Origin of the sequence: Roseibium aggregatum (genome assembly GCF_017309185.1) — a bacterium.
GTDB classification, from domain to species: Bacteria; Pseudomonadota; Alphaproteobacteria; order Rhizobiales; family Stappiaceae; genus Roseibium; species Roseibium aggregatum_B.
In genome coordinates, this window is the sequence record NZ_JAEKJZ010000001.1 from 549,096 (window position 1) to 567,226 (window position 18,131).

Below are 18,131 nucleotides of genomic sequence, written 5' to 3' on the forward strand. Positions count from 1 at the left end.
ACAAATCGGATAGCGAATTATGAGCGAAGCGGTTGAAACGGCCAGGCTGATGGACGCCGTCTATCGCCACCAGCGCCATGTCTACGATCTGACCCGCAAATATTATCTTCTGGGCCGCGACCACCTGATCAAGGAGTTGCAGCCGCCCCGGGACGGCGTTGCGCTTGAACTCGGCTGCGGCACCGGCCGAAACCTGATCGCGGCGGCCAGACGCTATCCGGATGTGCGGTTTTACGGTCTGGACATCTCCCGGCATATGCTGGAGACAGCGGAAAAGAACATCGCCAAGGCGGGCCTGAGCAGCCGGATTACGCTGATCGAGGGCGATGCCGCCAATTCTGCGGCGACCGAAGGGCTGGGCGTTCCGGCCTTCGACCGGGTATTTTATTCCTATACGCTCTCCATGATCCCGATCTGGCGGGAGGCGCTTGCCGCCGGCGCCGCGCGTCTGGCGGAGGACGGGCGAATCCATGTGGTCGATTTCGGTCAGCAGGGCAGGTTGCCAGGCTGGTTCAGAAAGCTCCTGTTCGCCTGGCTGAAATCGTTCCACGTCACGCCGAGAGCGGACCTTGAGGACGAACTGAAAAACCTGGCGGTCCAGACCGGCGCAACGCTGTCGTTCAAGCCATTGTACCGGGGATACGCGGATTACGCGGAGCTGCGCAAAGGGTAGATCCCACGCGTCGGGTCCGATGCCGATCGGCGGATAGGGAAAGCTGCTTCCAGGGGAACCGGATCCCGGTCGGCAGCGCTTCCCGGTTGTACCATTCAAAAATGCAGTGACAATCCGAACGGTTCGGGGTTCACTACCGGCCTGTTGTTGGCCGTGCGTGTTCCGGACCCGTTTGCGGCTGCCATGCCTTTTGTTGCGTCGTCATTTGATCGGTTTGAAAAACGCAAGGGACGGTGAAATGACCGCCACGCCTAAATCGAGTGTACAGGCTTATTGCCAGCCGATTGAAGAGTTGCTCTCGGGCCATTCGACCGCTCTCTCGGACGGACTGTCGACCGAAGAGGCCGGGATCCGGCTGAAGGAACATGGCCGGAACCGGCTGAAGGAGGCCGACAAGGTCTCCCCGCTCGGCCTGTTCCTTGCGCAATTCAAGAACCCCTTGCTGATCATTCTCATGGTCGGTGCGTTGATCTCCGCCTATACGGGGCACTGGGTCGATGCCATTGCGATTTTTGTGATTGTGCTCATCAACGCCTTCATCAGTTTCTGGCAGGAATTCAAGGCCGAGCAATCTCTCGCCGCGCTGAATGAAATGTCGGCGCCGCTCGCGCTGGTCTTGCGGGACGGTGCCTACAAGGAGCATCCCGCGGCCGACCTCGTTCCCGGAGACATCGTCAAGCTGAAAGCCGGTGACATCGTGCCGGCGGATATGCGGTTTGCCGAAGCCCATCGTCTTCAGATCGACGAAGCGGCGCTGACCGGCGAATCCGAGCCGATCGACAAACACGACAAGAAGCTGGCGGACGACGAGACGATCCTGGCCGAACGTTTCAACATGGGCTTCATGAGCACCCAGGTGACCAACGGGACCGCCATTGGTGTCGTGACGGCGACCGGGATGCAGACCGAAGTCGGTCATATCGCCGACCTGATGGCCTCCGCCAAGGAGCCGAAGACGCCGCTTCAGGAACGTATCGAAAGCTTGTCGCGGGTCTTGATCGCCGCCGCTCTGCTGGTGGTCGCGATCGTGATCGGCATCGGGATCTTCAACGGCATGGACGCCCTTGAGATGCTCAACACGGCGATTTCGCTCTCGGTGGCGGCCATTCCGGAAGGCCTGCCGACCGTCGTTACCATCGTTTTGACGCTGGGATCGCAGAACATGGCCGCAAACAATGCTCTTGCCCGGCGTCTGTCTTCGGTCGAAACGCTCGGCACCACATCGGTCATCTGCTCCGACAAGACCGGCACCCTGACGCAAAACCAGATGCAGGTCATGCGCTTGTGGGCTGGGGGCAAGTCCTGGAAGGTCAGCGGAGAAGGCTTCGATCCGAACGGCTTTTTCCTGGATGAAAACGACCGGCAGGCGGATGTCGATGCAGAGCATGATTTGCGCCGCATGCTCATGATTTCGGCTTATTGCAATGATGCACGTCTGGTGGAGGCCGACGGCCGGTTCACGGTCCAGGGCAATCCGACGGAAGGCGCGCTGGTGGTTGCCGCCGCCAAGGCCGGTATCTCGCGCGCGGACCTGAAACAGCAGGACTACGCGACGCTCGCGAAGTTTCCGTTCGACTCGTCACGCAAGATGATGAGTGTCCATGTGAGTTTGCCGACAGGGGAGGAGGCGCTGGTCGCCAAGGGAGCGCCGGACATCATCCTGAAACGGGCGACCCATGTTCGTCTCCACGACGCCGAGATACCGCTCACGGATGACGTGCGGGCGCAAATCGAGGCCGTCATCACCGAATTCGGTTCGCAAGCCCTCAGAACGCTCGCGGTCGCGTATCGTGTTCTGGACGACGATGGTTTTGACGAGAACGATCCGGAACGCGATATCGTCCTGATCGGAATTCACGGCATCATGGACCCGCCCCGGCCGGAGGTCGCCGGAGCGGTTGCCGAAGCGGCAAGTGCCGGCGTACGCACCGTCATGATCACGGGGGATCACGCACAGACCGCACGCGCGATTGCCGAGCGGATCGGGATCAAGCATGCGCCCTGGCAAACCGTTCACACCGGCGTGGAACTGGACGGCATGGACGATGCCGAGCTTGCCGCGGCCGCTCAGACCGCGGCGGTTTTCGCCCGCGTGACGCCGGAGCACAAGCTGCGCATCGTGACGGCGTTGCAGGCAGACGGTGAAGTCGCCGCAATGACCGGCGACGGGGTCAACGACGCACCGGCCTTGCGGAAATCGGATATCGGCGTCGCAATGGGCATCACCGGAACATCCGTCGCCAAGGACAGCGCCGCGCTGGTTCTGCTGGACGACAATTTTTCAACCATCGTGAAGGCGGTCAGGGAGGGTCGCCGGATCTACGACAACCTCCGCAAGTTCATTCGTCAGGCGCTGACGGCCAATGTCGCCGAAGTCTCGACCATTCTGTTTGCATTCGTTCTGATGGGAGCGGATCCGCTTCTGCCGCTCACGCCGCTCATGATCCTCTGGGTCAATCTCATCTCGGACGGAATTCCCGCGCTTTCGCTCGGGTTTGAGCCCGCCGACCCGGACCTCATGGAACGACCGCCCCGCAGCAGGGACGAGAATATCTTCAGCGACGGTCTCAAGGAAAAAATCGTCCTGCGCGGGCTGGCGGTCGGCGGAATTACGTTTGCGGTGTTCATCATGGCAATCAATAGGGGGCAAACGCTTGAATACGCGCAGACCCTGGCATTCGCCACGCTGATCTTCGCCCAGCTTTGGCACATCTTCGATGCCCGCTCGAACACGACGCTCTTCCGCGTCAGTCCCCTGGGCAACCCCTTGCTTGTCCTGGCGGTCGGTGTTTCGGCGGTTTTGTCTCTGCTGGCGATCTATACGCCACCCGGGCAATTTGTCCTGGGCACGGTCCCGCTGTCAGGCAGGCACCTTCTCGAGGCGATTTTCATCGCCGGCTTGCCGACCCTGGCGCTTTCCGGGGTAAAGGAGATTTTCGGACTGAAAAACCTCTAGCCACCTGAAACCCGAAGTTCGGTCCGGGCATGCCGCGAATGGACAACCTGTTGAAAGCTCACATCTAGTTGCAGCCGTCGCGCGCCCAGATGCGCAACGCTTCCTTGAAACCTCCGCCAAGGGGGTGCTGCTTGTCGAGCGCGCGGGCGCGGGCGTCGCCATCGAGGTAGGTTCTTGCCTGGTCGCACAGGTTGGACTTTTCCCAATGGTGGCAGGACGCGCAGGTCTGGCCTTTCCAGGCGGCCTCGGGAAGGCCTTCTATGGGGGGGAACCGGGGCGTGCCGGTGATCAGTTCCGCGATGCTTCGCGTCGCGATTTCCGGATCGCCAAGTCCGAGCGGTGAATCGAACAACACGGTTTCCGGTGGCCGGCCGCCTGACGCAGACGGCGCGATTGCGGCGACGTCGGCCGGTGCCGGTGGCGGGGGTGGTGCCGACACCGGGTCGGTCTTGGGGGCGCCGTCCAGAATGGTCTGGAGTTCAAGCCGCGCAAGTTCCGAATAGGCCCCGTCCGGAAAGGCATCGAGATAGGTCTTATAGGCTTCGGCGGTGCCGGCCTGGCGGGCCTGTTCGATCAGGTCGCGTTCTTCTGTCGCCGGGGGTACCGGAGCGGGTTTCGGCTGCTCGGCGATCTGGGCCGGCTGCACGTCCTGCTTCAATTCGCTTGCCATGAGTTCCTGGAGCAGGGCGCGTGCGTCGGCCATGTAAGGATTATCGGGATGCGCACGCATGAAAAGCAGGATCTGGACTGGATCGCGGCTGAGCTGGACACCCTCCCAGAGCTGGCGCATCTGGATTTCCTCGGCTGTCTCGCGTGCTGCCTCGACGAACTGGAAATTGGTGGTGAGGGACGACGTGTCCCAGGGTGTCTGGTTGCCGCCGGTCTCGTCCACGACATCGACCCGAACCTCCCTGAAGAGAGCCTCGATGGGCAGGCCGGGCGTCGGAATGCGTTCGGCGAGCGCCTTGGTGAACGGGCTGTTTGCGCCGTCGCCGTCCACGGCGATTTCCCCCGGTGCCGTGGAATAGGCAAGAAAGGATCCTCTGGGAGCCTTCATTTCCGCAAGCCCGTTGTCGCTCAGGTCGGGCACCGATACGAAGGGGTTGTTGCGGCAAGCGTCCAGGATGACGATGTTTGTCTTGTTGCGCGCGGAAAACATCTGCCGGAGCACGGCTTGCGCGGGAACGCCGACCAGACTGAGGTCCGCCGCATCCTGAAGGTCGATATCGACAGGCAGGAGGAAATTGCTGCCGAACGACTGGACACCGTGGCCTGCATAATAAAACAGACCTGTGGCATCCGCACCGGCAGCGCGCAGAGCGCGCCCGAAATTGGAAATCGCCAGGCTGAGCTCCTGCTGCGAGGCATCCGTGACAAGCGTTACCGCGAAACCGGCCTCGCCGAGTGCCTGCGCCATCAGCGTGGCGTCGTTTACGGGATTGTCCAGAGGGGTGACGCTTGTGTAGGACCCGTTTCCAACGACAAGGGCGAGACGCGCTTCCGCCGAGGCCCGGACGGTGAGCACGGTCATGAACAGCAGGACTGTACAGGCAAGCGCTGCAAGACGCCGGATATGGAGATTATTCGACAACGAGGAACTCAATGCGACGGTTGCGGCGCTTGCCTTCGGCGGTGTCGTTCGAAGTGACGGGGCGCGTCTCCCCATATCCGACGCTGACGATGCGCTCATCGGGAATTTGTTTCGAGATAAGATAGGTCTTTACGGCCGACGCCCTGCGCTCGGACAGACGCTTGTTCGCGTTTGCGCTGCCGTCGCTGTCGGTATGTCCGCCGACCTCTATGACGAGACCCGGACAGCGGGCCACGATGTCCGCAAGGCTGTCCAGAAGCGGTTCGCTGCGCGCATCGAGCTGGGCGCTTCCGCTCGAAAAATAGATGTTGTCCGTCCGCGACAGGATTTCAAACCGGCCCTTGCAGGCATCCGCGTCAAGAGTGCCCTGCGGTTCCAGCGCGGTTGAGGCGGCCGGTTTGGTTTCAACGGCGGCGGTTGCCGGCTGAGCGGCCGGCTCCGGGGAGTTCCGGGCGAAGATGAAGTCGAAGGTTACCGTCGCCGAGGGAACGATGACGACATTGGCGGCTTCCTCGAGTTTCTTGATGCCGCCTTCGTAACCGAAGTCGGCCGCCGGAACCGAGATCGGTGCGGTTGTCGAAACCGCCGCGAGGTCATTGCTCATGAGGGTGACGGCAACTTCGGTCTCGATGGTCTTCTTTATGCCGTGGAGGTCCAGCGTGATGCCCAGCGGTATGATCTCGCGTTTCTTGTCCGGAAGGTTGGCAAGAAGAGCCGGATCGATCGTGGCGCTGACAACGGCCTCGGGGAACTCGAAGGTTTCGAAGAACAGAAATCTCATGCGAACGTTGCGCAGGTCGATCTTTGTGTCGACAGAATCCAGGAAAATGCGAACGGTCGCATTGCCCGCCTCATCGATCGATCCGTCGAATTCGGCAAAACCGCTCGATTCGACATTGGTGAGGTTTTTCACCGACTGGAAGCGGAGTGTCGAGGCGTCCCTTTGCAACGTCCAGCCGTTTTTGAAGAAATTCTCTTGCGCCTTGGCCGGAAGCGTCATGAAACAGAAAGCCATGAGGGCGCATGCCACGAGCCCGGCAAGTCCTTGTTGCTTGGTGCTCATTTCAGGCTCCCGCGACTGGTGTTCATTTCGATTTCCTCCGCTTCCCACGCGCGCGGAGTGTGGCAAAAACATGACTAGAAATCAACACTCTGGTCCCTGGGGTTGCAGTGCCGGGCACAGGTATTCCTGGCCTCGGAAAGGAACATTGTGCAGGGTAAACGTTGAAACGAAGTTGAAAAAATGGCGCGGAAACAAGGAACGGGAGACGGTTCACCGGATCTGCTTCCGGATTTTCCTTGCCGTTCAAGAGAACGTGAACGAAAGCCGGGAGAAGAAGTGTAAACCGTCGGAGGGAGCAGACCCGGTGATTTGATGCGGAAACCGGTCCAGGTCGAGCGTCCGCCGATCTACTCCGGTTTCAATTCGCCCGGATTGAACGCTCCTCCGAAGGGGGAGTTGCTCTTCGGCGGTTCCGCGGCCGGGGCGGGAGCGGCATTGGGAGCAAGCGAACCCGGGTTGAACGCGCCGCCGAAGGGCGAGGGGCTCGCCTTGCCGGGCGCCGCCGATGGAGCGGTAGGAGCCGCTTGCTTGCGCTGCTCTTCGATCCGCTTGCGCTGTTCGTCCAGAAGCTGCTGCTGGCGCGCGCGTTTTTCTTCCAGAATTCCAGCCTTGCAGGCCGACGCATCGTGCTGGCTGCCCAGATAGGCGGCAAGCCCCGCGGCCCCCGCCAGAAGGATGAAGACGGTGAGCGGGTGAACCAGTGTCTTCAGCACGGGATTGCCGTAGACCCGGGATCTCGGCGCCGTTCCGGTGCGCAAGGCCTCCTGACGGCGTGCATGGGCTTCATGCACGATGGCGCCGATCAGGGTGATCCCGATGATGATCACGGCCAGCGCCGAAAGCGACGGATCGGTGCCGAGGCGGACCTTCGATGCCAGGGCCGTCGTGAAGGTGGAATCCGACAGGATGGTGAAGACGGTGGTGTTGTAGTTTTCGAAGGACGCAAGAAACGTCAGGAAGGCCGCCGAGCCGATGGCGGGGCCCAGAAACGGCAGCAGGATCTTGCGAAAGGCCTGTCCGGGTGTCGCCCCGAGGTCCAGGGCCGCTTCCGTCAGAAGCGGGTCGAAGCGTTGCAGCCGGGCCATGAACACGAGCATTGCGTATGCGGAGATGAAGGTTACCTGGCCAGCCAGGGTGAGGAACATTCCGTTAAAGAAGAACGAGCCGTAGCCTGCGCCGACCGAGCGTCCCAGCGCGCCCCAGAAGACAATTGTCGAGATCCCGAGCACAACGCCGGGGATCAGGATCGGTGTGATCAGCACCGTGTAGAGCGTCGCTCTGAGTTTGGGGCCGAGTTCGGACAGGGCGAGCGCCCCGGCCAGTCCGATGGGAACGGCGATGGCGACGACGCCGACCGCGATGACGAGGCTGTTGAGGAGCCCGCCCATGAGGCGGTTGTCGCCGAACAGAACCCCGAACCAGTCCGTGGTGAAGCACTCCCAGGGCGTGATGCGCGGGAAGGAGGAGGAGTTGAAGGCCGTGATCACCATGATGATCAGCGGTCCGAACAGGAAGGCGAAGAAGAGCAGGGAAAACCCCGCCGCGACGAAGCCGCCGCCCGTTCCCCGGTTCATCGGCCGATCTCCCCGATGGAGACCTTGAACACCCGCATCATCATCATGACGAAGGAGATGCAGACGATCAGTAGGATCACCGCGTAGGCCGAACCGCGCTGCCAGTTGGCGCTTTCGTTGAACCACTGGTAGATGAGCTGCGTGAACCAGAGGCTCGAGGGGCCGCCGAGGATCTGCGGCGCGGCAAGCGCGCCCGCCGTCAGCATGAACACCATGGTCGCGCCGGAGGCGATGCCAGGCTTGGCGACCGGCAGCACCACGCGCCAGTGAACCCGCCACCAGCTTGCGCCCATGTCGCGCGCGGCTTCGATCTGGTTCCTGTCGAGCGCCTCGACCGCGTTGAAGATCGGAAACACCATCAGGAGGATATAGGCGTAGGTCAGACCCGAATAGAGCGCGACGTCGGCGCGGATGAAATCGATGGGCTGGTCCCACAAGCCCGTGGACAGGCCGACCCCGTTGATCAGGCCGGTCGCGCCGAAAAGGACGCGGAAGGCGAAGGCACGCAGGATCTCGTTGACCCAGAAGGGCACGATCAGACCGATCACCATCAGCCTCGCGGCCACGCCGGTCGCCGAATGAGCCAGTATGAAGGCGATCGGGTAACACAGCAGAATGTCGATGAGCGTCACGAACACCGCCGCGATGAGCGTGCGCACCAGGATACCCATGTCCAGCGTGTTGACCGTGTCGTCGTTGCCTTGGAAAAAATAGGCATAATTGTCGAGCGTGTAGACGTCGTTCGGGCCGCCGGTTTCGGAGACGGGCAGATTGAAACGGAACGAGTAGTCCAGCATCGCGAGCTGAGGCAGGACGATCAGGAAGATCATCCAGAACAGAACGGCGATCCCGATGAAACTGGCGGTACCGGCGCCGTGTTTTCCGGCAAAGGTTCTGAAAAGGCCCTGAAGCGCGGTCATAGCGTCATGCTCCGGCCAGGTCGCCGTGAGGCAACACGATAGCCTGATCGGCGGCGAAGCCGAGCGAAACGCTGCGACCGGAAAGATCTTCGGGCGATTGACCGCTATTGACCCTTGAAAGCCGCAGGTCGACCCCCTTGGCATCGAGGAACATCTGTCTGGAATTGCCTTCGAATTCTTCCTTGATCCACTGGGCTGAAACGGTGTTTTCCTGGTTCTCCGAAAGCTTGAGCTGTTCCGGGCGAATGAAGAGGTAGCACTGATCGCCAGACTTGTAGCTGCGCCCGCCCGCGGCCCGTCCCGTCAGACGGCCGATTTGCGTGTCCAGCGCGACAACGCCTTCCGTCTGGGACGCAACCTTGCCTTCGATGGCGTTGGTTTCGCCGACGAAAGACGCGACGAAGGAGGTCTTGGGCCGGTTATAGATCGTCTCGGGCGGATCGACCTGTTCGATCACGCCTTTGTTCATGACAGCGACCCGGTCCGACATCGTCAGTGCTTCGCCCTGGTCGTGCGTGATGTAAATGAACGTCAGGCCGACGCGCTGCTGGATGGCGCGCAATTCGGTGCGCATGTGGTGGCGCAGCTTGAGGTCAAGCGCGGACAGAGGCTCGTCAAGGAGCAGAATGTCGGGTTCCACCGCGAGGGCGCGGGCGATCGCGACGCGTTGGCGCTGTCCGCCGGACAGCTCGTGCACCTTCTTGCCGCCGACGCCTGGCAGCGCGATCATCTCCAGAAGTTCGTCTGCGCGCTTCAGACGATCCTTCTTGCCGACGCCGCGCACTTCCAGCGGAAACGCGATGTTTTCCGCAACCGACATCAGGGGGAACAGGGCCAGGTTCTGGAAGATCAACGCGGTCGGCCGCTTGTTCGGGCCGATGCCCTTCATGTCCTGCGTGCCGATCAGGACACGCCCCTCGGTCGGGTCGTTGAAACCGGAGATACAGCGCAGCAGGGTCGTCTTGCCGCAGCCGGAAGGCCCCAGAAACGAAAAGAATTCGCCGCCCTTGATCTTCAGATGCGCGTTATCGACCGCTGTGTAATGGCCGAAACGGATCGAAACATGATCCAGAACAATATCTTTGGAGGTCATGGCGCTCTCTGGACGACGGCTTTAAAGGCGGGAAAAACAACGGAAGAGGGACGCCGGACGGTTTTCCGTCCGGCGAACCTTCATCCCGACTGCCGGTGGGATCAGGCAGACAGGAACTTGTTGGTGTATTCAGTCCGTTTTTCCGAATACCACGGCGCTTCCGCCGGCCATGCGTTCAGGTTTGCAAGAGCGTCGCCCGGATAGGCATCGGCGAAGTTCTTTGCATAGATCTCGCCACCGAAGTCCGACGCGCCGATCACCGGCGAGTTGTAGCCATGCGACTGGATCGCTTCGCCGGCGAGCTTGGCGTCGTAAGCCGCTTCGATGAAGGCATAGATCTGATCGATGTTCTTGGCGCCTGTCGGCATCGCCATGCCGTCGACCCAGGCCATGGCGCCTTCCTTCGGAGCGCGGTACATCACCGGTTCGCCTGCCGTCTTGAGCGCGATCGGAGGACCGTCCCAGGTCTGGCCGACGATGACACCTTCGTTCAGAAGACCGTTCTTCTGCGTATCGGCGTCGTTCCAGATCAGCTTGATGTTCGGTTTCTTGGCGATGGCGATCTCGACAAGCTTGGTCCAGACCTCGTCCATCTTTTCCGGAGTTTCATAGGCGGCCCACATGGAACCGGGGTCCATCTCTCCGCGGCCTTCGAGACCGAGGCCGAGACCAAGCAGCATGGAGTGCCCGCGGCCCATGGTCTTGCCGGCGTTGGCGTCGTCCCAGACATCATAGTAGCTCGGGAACTCGCCGTCCGGCGTAAAGGCGTCGGTGCGCCACGCGATGCCTTCCGTGCCCCAGATATGCGGCAGCCAGAAAACGCCCTTGCCGCCGAAGTTCCAGTGGGTCTCGCCGAGCGCCATGGACGGGTTGACCTTGTCGAGCGGCACCTTGGCCATGTCGAACGGCTGCAACAGGCCGAGGTCGGCCCACAGAAGGTTCCGGTTCACGGTCGGGGAAACGATGTCGAAGCCTTCGCCGTTGGTGGCTTTCAGCTTGTTGATGATTTCCTCGTTGGAGCCGATGCCGGTGAAGTTGATCGTGATCCCGGTCTTGTCCTTGAAGCCGTTTACAAAGCTCTCGGGCAGATAGTCGGACCACATCATGATGTTGATTTCGCCCGAAGATGCCAGAACGCTGGAACTGACGATTGCGGGCATCGCGAGGCCGGCGCCGGCCGCGGCTGTGCCCTTCAGAAAATCGCGCCGGGTCTTACGCCCGAAAAACTTAGAATCAACCATTAAAATCCTCGCTGTTGGAACCTGAAACCGTTCACCGCTCTGTCGCGGATCGGGCCGGATTTTGTAATCGGGTCTTTGCCACTTTCCGGTCCCGTCCACAGTCTCCCAAAGACTATTGCGCTGCAAAATGACCCCTTAGAGCCAGAAGGCGAAATCTATGGTGCCAGAGAGGGTAAAGGGTCTTGCGGAAAAGGTCCAGAGCCGGGCAACATCCGCCCGGGCCGTTCAAAGGCCATGCGCCCTATGAGCCCGCAGACGCAGGTAAAAGATGCTGACCACCTATTTCAACGTCCCATTCGATCCCGGCCGGCGGCTTCAGCACCAGATACAGGAACGCCTGATCGAGGCGATACTCGCCGGTGTCTGGCCGCTGCATGAACCGCTGCCGTCAACGCGGGTGTTTTCAAAGCAGATCAATGTATCGCGGAACACGGTCGCCATCGTCTACGAGCGGCTGACGGAAGACGGTTATCTCAAGTCGGTCAGCCGGCGCGGCTACTTCATCAACGAACGCCACATCCGCGAGCAGCTCAATGTCCGCATAGACGAGCGCGCGAAGGATATCCTGCCGGCGGCCCGCCATCCCTTCAAACTGGAAAGCCTGCTGACCCACCGCTTCTCCGGGCAGGAGAACATCGAAAAGCCGGCAAACTGGCAGGACTTCGAATATCCCCTCATCTATGGCCAGTTGGCGCCGGACAAGATTTCGGTCACGCGCTGGCGCGATTGCGTGCGGATGGCGGGAACCGCACAGCATGCGCCGACCTGGATCGGGGACCTGGTGGACCGGGACGATCCGATGCTGGTGGATCAGATTATCAGGCGCATGCTGCCGCAGCGGGGGTTCCGGGCCGCTCCGGACGAGATCCTGGTCACCATCGGCGCGCAGAATGCCCTGTTCATGGCGGCTCAATTGTTCTGCCGTCCGGGGATCCGGGTCGATCTGGAGGAGCCGGGTTATGTGGACGCGCGCAATATCTTTCAAGCGCTTGGCGCCGAGGTGAAGTCTCACCAGGTGGATTCGAACGGCATGCGGGTCGGTGACGACCTGATCGGAACCAGCCTCGTCTACGTCACGCCGGGCCATCAGTCGCCGACAAATGTCACCATGTCCATGGAGCGGCGTTTGAGCCTCCTGGCGCATGCGGAGATCCATGATTTTATCGTGCTGGAGGACGATTACGAACACGAACTCAATTTTGTCGGCGCCCAGAAACCTTCCTTGCGCAGTTTCGACCGGACCGGCCGGGTCCTCCACCTGGCAAGCCTTTCCAAGGCGCTGTTTCCGGGCCTGCGCCTCGGTTTCATTGCAGCCGACAGGAGAATTGTCCGGGAACTGAGAGCCCTGCGCCGGTTGATGTACAGGCACCCATCCGCGCTCGATCAGCGGGCCATGGCGATATTCCTGTCGGAAGGCCACTACGATTCCCATATCCGCAGACAGAGAAATGTGCTGTCCCGGAAGTGGAACAAGGTGTTCAAACTGATCGAGACCTACCTGCCGGAGGCGAACGCGACGGTAACCACCGGCGGGTCGGGGGTCTGGATAAGGCTTCCCGAACGCGTCAGGGCCGCGGAACTTCAGGAAAGAGCGGCGGCCGAAGGCATACTCATCGAGGCCGGAGACGTTCGTTACCTTTCCCCCGACAAGCCGCTCAACCGCATCCGCCTCGGCTTCGGAGCCATCGAGGAAGAGAAACTGGAGCCGGGCATAAGGCTGCTCGGTCAGGTCCTGGCGAAATGCGCCTGAGGCAAAACGTGGCAGGAGTTCACTCCCGCCACGTTAACCGAGCGAATTTTGAAAAAACTGCCTTGCCGGAAAGACGGGCGACAGGTCCCGGCTCTCGCTTTCCTGGCCGGGATGTCACCGAATTTAAGGGCAGGCCCCAGGTTTTGGGTCGAAAAGACCTCCGGGGTCTAAAGATCGGCCTGACCCAGCACCTTGCGGAGAATATCGACCATGGCGGACAAGTCGTCTTCGCCGACGGTAAGGGGAGGGGCGAAGATCAGGGAATCTCCTGTCGCCTTGACGTGAAGGCCGGCGTCGAAGAGACGCCTTTGAACGAGGGAGCCTTTCGCCCCCGGGGCGTCTCCGGGTGTCAGCTGAATGCCGGACATCATGCCGTAACCGCGCAGATCGTAAACATGAGGCAGGTTGCGCAGGCTGAAGACGCCGTCAAGAAACGCGGAGGACAGCGTTGCGGCCCGGTCAAAGAGGCCTTCGGTCTTGTAGATGCCGAGGGTCGCGAGGGCGGCGGCGCAGGCAACCGGGTGGGCCGAATAGGTGTAGCCGTGCATGAGTTCCGGCCGGTCTGCGGTCACGGAGTCGATCACGGTCTTGTGGACTTCCGTCTTGACCGCCACCGCGCTCATGGGAACGGCGCCATTGGTCAAGGCCTTGGCCATCGTCATGACATCGGGCGTGACACCGAATTCCTGGGACGCGAAGGCCGATCCGGTGCGGCCGAACCCGGTGATGACTTCGTCGAAAACCAGCAGAATGCCGTATTTGTCCGCGATCTCCCGCAGGCGCTGCAGGTAGCCGACCGGCGGCACGATCGTGCCGATGGAGCCCGCGATCGGTTCAACGAAGACGGCTGCTATCGTTTCGCCGCCGTAGGTCTTGCAGATTTCATCCAGATCGTCCGCGAGGTTGGCGCCGTCTTCCGGCTGTCCCCTCGTGAAGCGCTGGTCTTCGTTCCAGGTGTGGCGCATATGGACGACGTCGCAGGTGACGCCGGAAAAGTCGCGGCGGTTGTTGACCATGCCCGCCAGCGATGTACCGCCGAGATTGACCCCGTGATAGGCCCACGACCGGGAGACGAAGCGCGTCCGCTGCGGCTCGCCCTTGGCCTTGTGATAGGCCATGCAGATCTTGATTGCCGAATCCACGGCTTCGGAACCGGATGAGCCGAAAAACACCCGGTCGATGCCGTCGGGCAGGATCTCGCTCAGACTTTCCGCCAACTGAAACGAAATCGGCGCCGCCCTTTGAAAATGCGGCGAATAGTCGAGTTCCAGAAGCTGCTTGTAGACGGCGTCGGCGATTTCCTTGCGTCCGTGACCGGCCGCGCAGGTGAACAGGCCCGAAGAGCCGTCGAGGATTTCCCTGCCCTCCGGTGTCCAGTAGCGCACACCTTCCGCTTTCTGAAACATCTGCGGTTCCTGATGAAACAGCTTGTTGTTCGTGAAAGGCAGCCAGTGGTGATCCATGTTGATCGGCATTTGGGTCATGGCACATCGGTCCTGTCGTGAAAACGCATTCTACACTTAAATCCAGTCGGCAGGTCTGCCTTAGAGCCAGCACTCAGATTCGTAGGAGCCAGCCCGGCGAAACACGAAAAATGCCGTTGTGATTGACCATCCGCTGCGTATCTTCGGGCCGATTTGACAACTCCAGGCTTATGGAAAGGACATCGATGTCGGGCACGATACTGGTCACTGGCGCCACCTCAGGATTCGGACGCGCGACGGCTCGGCATTTCGTTGAGAACGGCTGGAAGGTCATCGGTACCGGGCGCCGCGCGGACCGGCTGCGTGCGCTCAGGGACGAGCTCGGAGCGTCGGTTCACATCGCCGCGTTCGATATCGTCGACGAAGCGGCCATGCGCGCGGCGCTTGAAGACGTGCCCGCGGAGTTTCAGGAGATTGACGTTCTGGTGAACAACGCCGGCCTGGCGCTTGGAACCGCGTCGGCCCCTGAAACGAAACTCAGCGACTGGAAGACGATGATCGACACCAATGTGACCGGTCTGGTGTCGATCACCCACCACCTTCTGCCCAAGCTGATCGAGCGCAAGGGAATGATCGTCAATCTGTCCTCCATCGCGTCGACATGGCCTTACCCGGGCGGCAATGTCTATGGCGGAACAAAAGCCTTCCTGCGCCAGTTCTCCCTCGGCCTGCGCTCCGATCTGCACGGAAAAGGCGTGCGGGTGACGTCGATAGAGCCGGGCCTGTGCGAGAGCGAGTTCACACTTGTCCGCACGGGTGGCAACCGGGAAGCCCATGACGCGCTTTACGGCGGCGCCAACCCGATCCAGCCGGAAGACATCGCCAGCACGATCTATTGGATCGCCACCCAGCCGATGCACCTCAACATCAATTCGCTTGAAGTCATGCCGGTCAGTCAGTCCTGGGCCGGCTGGCAGATCGCGCGCGAAGGGTAGGGCCCAGCCTGGGTCTGGTCCCAGAGCTCGCGGGACTTGCCTCCCTCGAGACATATCCCTTTGCCGGCCGGGCTTGGCGCCTGGCGATAAGGCCGGGACAAAATACGCCCTGGAAGGAAAAGCGCGCGCAAGCGCCTGCGTTTACCGGGGCCCTGCCTTCGCTGGGACGGCAACCGGGGTTCCCTGAGGTATCGAAGATACGCAGGTCCCCATTCCGGTTATGCGATCTCAATCCCCGGCGACGAAATAATGCAGGGTTCCATCCGGACCGATACCTACCCGGTAGAACGACCAGGCGCCGAAGTCTTTCATTTCCGCATAGTCTCCAGCCGTCACGATGCGGTAGAGTTCGACCTTCTGGTCCGGGGTCAGGCTGTCGAGCGGGTAATGGGCGAAATAGGGCCAGATATACATTTCCTGCGGCGTTCCGGCGTCCACATGGACAAAGCCCGCATCGAGCACATCCGCGAGGATGGCAAGAATTTCGAAGCCTTCGCCATCGCCCGAACTCTCCTTCAGAAACTCGATCGGGTCGCCGATCTTGCCGAAGGACAAGGTGGGCGGCAATTCGTTGCTTTCCAGCACCATGCGTAACCGGCTCATGTCGCCCATGAGCGCCGCTTCCTTCAGTTGCGCATGCATCCGTGCCACGGGTTTGGGCAGCATCTCGGTGCTGTAATAGACCTGCGGCGCATCCTGGTCCTGCGCGACCTGACCGGTCTCGGGCTGCGCGGCTTCCCCGTCCGGTTCAGCCGCCGTCCCCGGCGCTTCCTGCGGCAGTATCGGAATTGTCTCCGTTTGAACGGTCTTGGCCTGACCGGCGCCGGAGGCAAGGCAGGCGATCAGGAACACCGTTTTGAATACCCGGCCCATGACGTTCTCCATTCGATTTCGGTCCGTCGTTTCGCCCTGTCAGCCCCAAGTCTTTTCCTTAAACAATTCGTGTCAGGGTGAAAACGGCTTTGATCGGAATTTCCCATTCTTGTCATATGGCCAAGGGGCGGGTATCGAGGGGGAAGCGCTTTTTTGTGCGGAACCAGAGGTCAGGGCCTTCCTGCAAATCCTTATACGGCCTGAGACAAAGGACCGGCTGTGACTTTTTTTGAATATGCGCTGATCGGATATTTTGTCGGCATACTCACTACAGCTCCCGTCGGTCCGGTCAATGTCATGGCCATTCAGCATGCGGTGCACAGCGGCTTTCGACAGGGAGTCTATGTCGGTCTCGGAGCCGTTGTCGCAGATACGATCTTTGCCGCGGTCGCAATATTCGGCGTCTCCGCCGTCACAAATTTCATCGACAACCGGGCGGGAATGATCGAAGTCGTGGGCGGTGCCCTGCTTTTTGTGTTCGGCCTCAAGATCTGGAACACCCACCCCCATCTTCACAGGAACGGTGATGACGCGAAACACGGGTTCTGGGGCGAGGCGACGGCGGCTTTTTTCATGGCCATCACAAATCCCGGCGCGATTTTCGCCTTCCTGACGATCTTCGGCAGTCTGGGCGATCTTCGCCCCGCGCATGGCGATCATGTCGGCGCGCTGGTGATGGTTTCAGGCGTCGCCGGCGGCGCGGTCTCCTGGTGGATGTTCGTCTCTTTCGTCGTGTCCCACTACAAGGCGCGGATAGACGACAAATGGCTGGACCGGGTCAACCACATCGCGGGGAGCGTACTGATTCTGTTCGGGGGTCTGATTTTCCTGGATCTCGCGTTCGATCTGGTCGGATAGAGCCCGGAAATCCGACGACCTGATGGCGTCGGGACAGGCCCGGAATCGCAAGGGCCGGACAAGCCGGCCCTTTCCAGGATGCTGCGCAACAGAGGTCTACTGGAGAACCCGGTTCACCGTGTAATCGCCCTGCAGAATTCTGTCCGGCAACCCTTCCGCCAGTTTTGCCACGGCATCTTCCCCGTAGGCTGCGACAAGATCGGCAAGAGCGGTGAACATCGCGGCGTGGGCAACAGCATCCGCGTCGACACCGTTTGCGATCGCTTCCGCCCAGGCGTCGGAAATAAATCCGAGAGCGGCGCGCCTGATGTCCTCGTCCTCGGCGAATTCTGCTTCCATTGCCGCGTCGGCATAATCATCGTTTATCATTCGCTTCCTTACCGGTATTCCATACACGCAGAGAAACAACTCTTGCGTGCTCCTACCCCGAATCTGATGATTTGATCCTAGCACGGCGAACCGCGCTGATAAGTAACCGTGAACGCAAACTTAACGGCCACCCACAAATTTGATTGAAAAGGTTAACCAACTCGTAACGATTGGGGGAAATCCGCAAGTTTATCTGCCGTAACGGCTTGTCACGTCGTCAATTATGGTCTCGCCCTCGGCGAGATACTGTCCCATTGCGATACGGGCAGCGTCCGTGCACTCTCTGTAAGCGACTGAAAAGCCGCGATATCCCTGATTAAACCGTTCGATGAACCGGCGCCGCCTGTTCTCGTCCAGGGTTTCTGCGTCCAGGAAATCCTCCATTCGGTCGCGCCAGCTCGGGAAATCCTGCTCACCGCACAAGGGACGCAGAAAATGAAGCGCGCCGAAGATCTCCGACAGGCGCATGAGCTGTTGCTCGAACGGCGGTTCGTCCGGCGACGTTTCCTGGGCCCATACAACCTGCCCCTGAAAGGACAGCCCGAAGACCAGGAGGACCGCCGCGCGGCGGAGGAAGAAATGCAGGCCCAGACGACTCATGAGCGGATCATGCGCAAGCGCCGGTCCGCCTGCAAGGGTTATGGCCGGCTGTTCCCAGAAATAGGCTGTCGGCAACGTTGCTTCACTCGATCTGCCGTCCCGGTCGTGGCTGACCTCACGCTGGGCCGGAAACCGCGCTTGTGGCTCACAC

At 60.9% G+C, this 18,131-nt stretch carries 15 protein-coding genes; 5 read left to right on the top strand and 10 right to left on the bottom strand.

The window, feature by feature from the left end:
- Positions 1-19: 19 nt before the first annotated feature.
- Together JF539_RS02520 and JF539_RS02525 are read left to right on the top strand one after the other, a co-directional pair.
- Positions 20-673, top strand: coding sequence for a class I SAM-dependent methyltransferase (locus tag JF539_RS02520; RefSeq protein ID WP_207138779.1), 654 nt, complete (start codon positions 20-22; stop codon positions 671-673).
- A gap of 238 nt (positions 674-911) precedes the next feature.
- Complete coding sequence (locus JF539_RS02525; RefSeq protein WP_207138780.1) at positions 912-3,629, top strand: cation-translocating P-type ATPase; 2,718 nt, start codon at positions 912-914, stop codon at positions 3,627-3,629.
- 64 nt (positions 3,630-3,693) lie between these two features.
- Here the strand turns inward: JF539_RS02525 and JF539_RS02530 are convergent, their stop codons facing one another.
- The 6 genes from JF539_RS02530 to JF539_RS02555 form a co-directional block, all read right to left on the bottom strand.
- On the bottom strand, positions 3,694-5,220 hold the full coding sequence (locus JF539_RS02530; RefSeq protein WP_209016973.1) for a caspase family protein: 1,527 nt from the start codon (positions 5,218-5,220) through the stop codon (positions 3,694-3,696).
- A complete protein-coding gene (locus JF539_RS02535; RefSeq protein ID WP_209016974.1) occupies positions 5,210-6,283 on the bottom strand; it encodes an OmpA family protein in 1,074 nt (357 codons plus the stop codon). The genes JF539_RS02530 and JF539_RS02535 overlap by 11 nt, the downstream gene beginning before the upstream one ends.
- A 347-nt stretch (positions 6,284-6,630) precedes the next feature.
- Positions 6,631-7,857, bottom strand: a complete 1,227-nt coding sequence (locus tag JF539_RS02540; RefSeq protein WP_207138781.1) for an ABC transporter permease — start codon at positions 7,855-7,857, stop codon at positions 6,631-6,633.
- Positions 7,854-8,777, bottom strand: coding sequence for an ABC transporter permease (locus tag JF539_RS02545; RefSeq protein ID WP_207138782.1), 924 nt, complete (start codon positions 8,775-8,777; stop codon positions 7,854-7,856). Before JF539_RS02545 ends, JF539_RS02540 begins: the two co-directional genes overlap by 4 nt.
- 4 nt (positions 8,778-8,781) lie before the next feature.
- Positions 8,782-9,870: an ABC transporter ATP-binding protein gene (locus JF539_RS02550; RefSeq protein WP_207138783.1), complete on the bottom strand. Its 1,089-nt coding sequence runs from the start codon at positions 9,868-9,870 to the stop codon at positions 8,782-8,784.
- A 101-nt stretch (positions 9,871-9,971) separates the two neighbouring features.
- On the bottom strand, positions 9,972-11,111 hold the full coding sequence (locus tag JF539_RS02555; RefSeq protein ID WP_207138784.1) for an extracellular solute-binding protein: 1,140 nt from the start codon (positions 11,109-11,111) through the stop codon (positions 9,972-9,974).
- A 268-nt stretch (positions 11,112-11,379) separates the two neighbouring features.
- Here JF539_RS02555 and JF539_RS02560 point away from each other — a divergent pair, with 268 nt between their 5' ends.
- Entirely contained in the window at positions 11,380-12,861 is a 1,482-nt protein-coding gene (locus tag JF539_RS02560; protein ID WP_207138785.1) for a PLP-dependent aminotransferase family protein, read from the top strand.
- Positions 12,862-13,028: 167 nt separating this feature from the next.
- On the opposite strand, the gene JF539_RS02565 is transcribed toward JF539_RS02560, so the two are convergent.
- The gene (locus tag JF539_RS02565; RefSeq protein ID WP_207138786.1) at positions 13,029-14,345 is read right to left on the bottom strand and encodes an aminotransferase class III-fold pyridoxal phosphate-dependent enzyme; all 1,317 of its coding nucleotides are present in this window, start codon (positions 14,343-14,345) and stop codon (positions 13,029-13,031) included.
- Between the two features lie 185 nt (positions 14,346-14,530).
- On the opposite strand from JF539_RS02565, the gene JF539_RS02570 reads away from it, so the two are divergent.
- The gene (locus tag JF539_RS02570) at positions 14,531-15,280 is read left to right on the top strand and encodes an SDR family NAD(P)-dependent oxidoreductase (RefSeq protein ID WP_207138787.1); all 750 of its coding nucleotides are present in this window, start codon (positions 14,531-14,533) and stop codon (positions 15,278-15,280) included.
- 228 nt (positions 15,281-15,508) lie between these two features.
- On the opposite strand, the gene JF539_RS02575 is transcribed toward JF539_RS02570, so the two are convergent.
- Positions 15,509-16,153: a hypothetical protein gene (locus JF539_RS02575; protein ID WP_207138788.1), complete on the bottom strand. Its 645-nt coding sequence runs from the start codon at positions 16,151-16,153 to the stop codon at positions 15,509-15,511.
- A 219-nt stretch (positions 16,154-16,372) separates the two neighbouring features.
- On the opposite strand from JF539_RS02575, the gene JF539_RS02580 reads away from it, so the two are divergent.
- On the top strand, positions 16,373-17,011 hold the full coding sequence (locus JF539_RS02580; RefSeq protein WP_207138789.1) for a LysE family translocator: 639 nt from the start codon (positions 16,373-16,375) through the stop codon (positions 17,009-17,011).
- A gap of 96 nt (positions 17,012-17,107) precedes the next feature.
- On the opposite strand, the gene JF539_RS02585 is transcribed toward JF539_RS02580, so the two are convergent.
- Positions 17,108-17,380, bottom strand: coding sequence for a hypothetical protein (locus JF539_RS02585; protein WP_006933467.1), 273 nt, complete (start codon positions 17,378-17,380; stop codon positions 17,108-17,110).
- A 189-nt stretch (positions 17,381-17,569) separates the two neighbouring features.
- Positions 17,570-18,055: a TIGR02301 family protein gene (locus JF539_RS02590; protein ID WP_209016975.1), complete on the bottom strand. Its 486-nt coding sequence runs from the start codon at positions 18,053-18,055 to the stop codon at positions 17,570-17,572.
- Positions 18,056-18,131: the final 76 nt, after the last annotated feature.